This is a genomic window from Pseudomonas sp. JV245A, from assembly GCF_032424515.1.
GTDB classification, from domain to species: domain Bacteria; phylum Pseudomonadota; class Gammaproteobacteria; order Pseudomonadales; family Pseudomonadaceae; genus Aquipseudomonas; species Aquipseudomonas protegens.
The window spans coordinates 1-1,243 of record NZ_VYKE01000390.1 but is presented as its reverse complement, the minus strand read 5'-3'; the positions used below and the strand labels follow the sequence as shown (position 1 = coordinate 1,243).

The window sequence follows — 1,243 nt, the reverse complement described above, 5'->3', positions numbered from 1 at the left end:
TGCGCCAGCGGCTACAGGACCCCGGCAGAACCATGCCTGGCAATGTCCCGCCAACCCCCATCCTCCTGACAGAAACTGTCAGGAGGCTCTGGTAATCTGCGCCGGTGTCTTTTCCGGAGTGCACCTGCGTGTCGCGAGCCAGTCGTTTACTCACCCTGCTGCAGATGCTGCGGGGCAAAAGCCGTCCGGTGACCGCCGCGACCCTGGCCTCGGAGCTGGAGGTTTCCGAGCGCACCCTGTACCGCGATATCGCCGAGCTGACCGCCCTGGGCGCGCCGATCTACGGTGAGGCGGGGATAGGCTACGTGCTGCGCAGCGGGCTGTTCCTGCCGCCGTTGATGCTCAATGCCGATGAGACCGAGGCCGTGGTGCTGGGCCTGCGCTACGTCGATCAGCGCGGCGACGAGGAACTGAGCAAGGCCGCCGCCGATGCCATGGCCAAGATCGCCGCGGTGCTGGCCCCCGCGGCCCAGGACGCACTGCGCAATCCGACCCTGTTGCCCGGCCCGGCGGGCTACGGCTTCCCCGACAACCCGGTGTCGCTCAATGTGTTCCGCCAGGCGATCCGCCTTCAGGCCAAGCTGCTGATCGACTATGCCGACGTCAACCAGAATCCCAGCCAGCGCCGGGTCTGGCCCCTGGCCCTGGGCTTTCTCAACGAGGCCCGGGTGATCGTGGCCTGGTGTGAGTTGCGCGAGGATTACCGGACCTTCCGCACCGACCGCATTGCCGCCGCCCAGGAACAGGGCGAGCGGTATCCGGGGCGGCGCAGCGACTGGCTGCGAGCCTGGCGCAAACGCATGCACAGCGATGAGCAGGGCCGTTTCACTGCTGACAGGAAATGACACGCGGGGGCTTTAGCATGGCCCGCTCATTCAACAGCAAGGAGCTTTTGTCATGTCGGCCACAGACCCTTCCCTGGCCCCGGCCATCGCCGCTTATGTCACGGCCATCAACAGCGGCGACAGCGCAGTGGTGGCGTCGATCTTCGCCGACCGCGCCCAGGTCTTCGATGAACGCGAGCACTGCGTGGGGCCCCAGCAGATCGCCCGCTGGATGGGCAAAGGCGCGTGCCGCCTGGAAATCCTCGGAGTCCAGCAGCGCACCGGCAAAGTGCTGCTCGACAGCCGGGTGTGCGGTGACTTCCCCGGCAGCCCCCAGGCCCTGCGCCATACCTTCCGCCTGGACGCCCAGGGGCGGATCGAACGCCTGGATATTTCCCGCTGATGTAGCCGCTGGCGCA

The 1,243-nt window shown here is 67.0% G+C and carries 2 protein-coding genes; both read left to right on the top strand.

Features of this window, described 5'->3' with window-relative positions:
* Positions 1-128 precede the first annotated feature (128 nt).
* Positions 129-845 (top strand): helix-turn-helix transcriptional regulator, encoded by a 717-nt coding sequence (locus tag F6S12_RS31910; protein ID WP_015635716.1) that lies wholly within the window; start codon positions 129-131, stop codon positions 843-845.
* Positions 846-897: 52 nt separating this feature from the next.
* The gene (locus F6S12_RS31905; RefSeq protein ID WP_011061439.1) at positions 898-1,227 is read left to right on the top strand and encodes a ketosteroid isomerase; all 330 of its coding nucleotides are present in this window, start codon (positions 898-900) and stop codon (positions 1,225-1,227) included.
* The last annotated feature ends 16 nt before the right edge of the window (positions 1,228-1,243 follow it).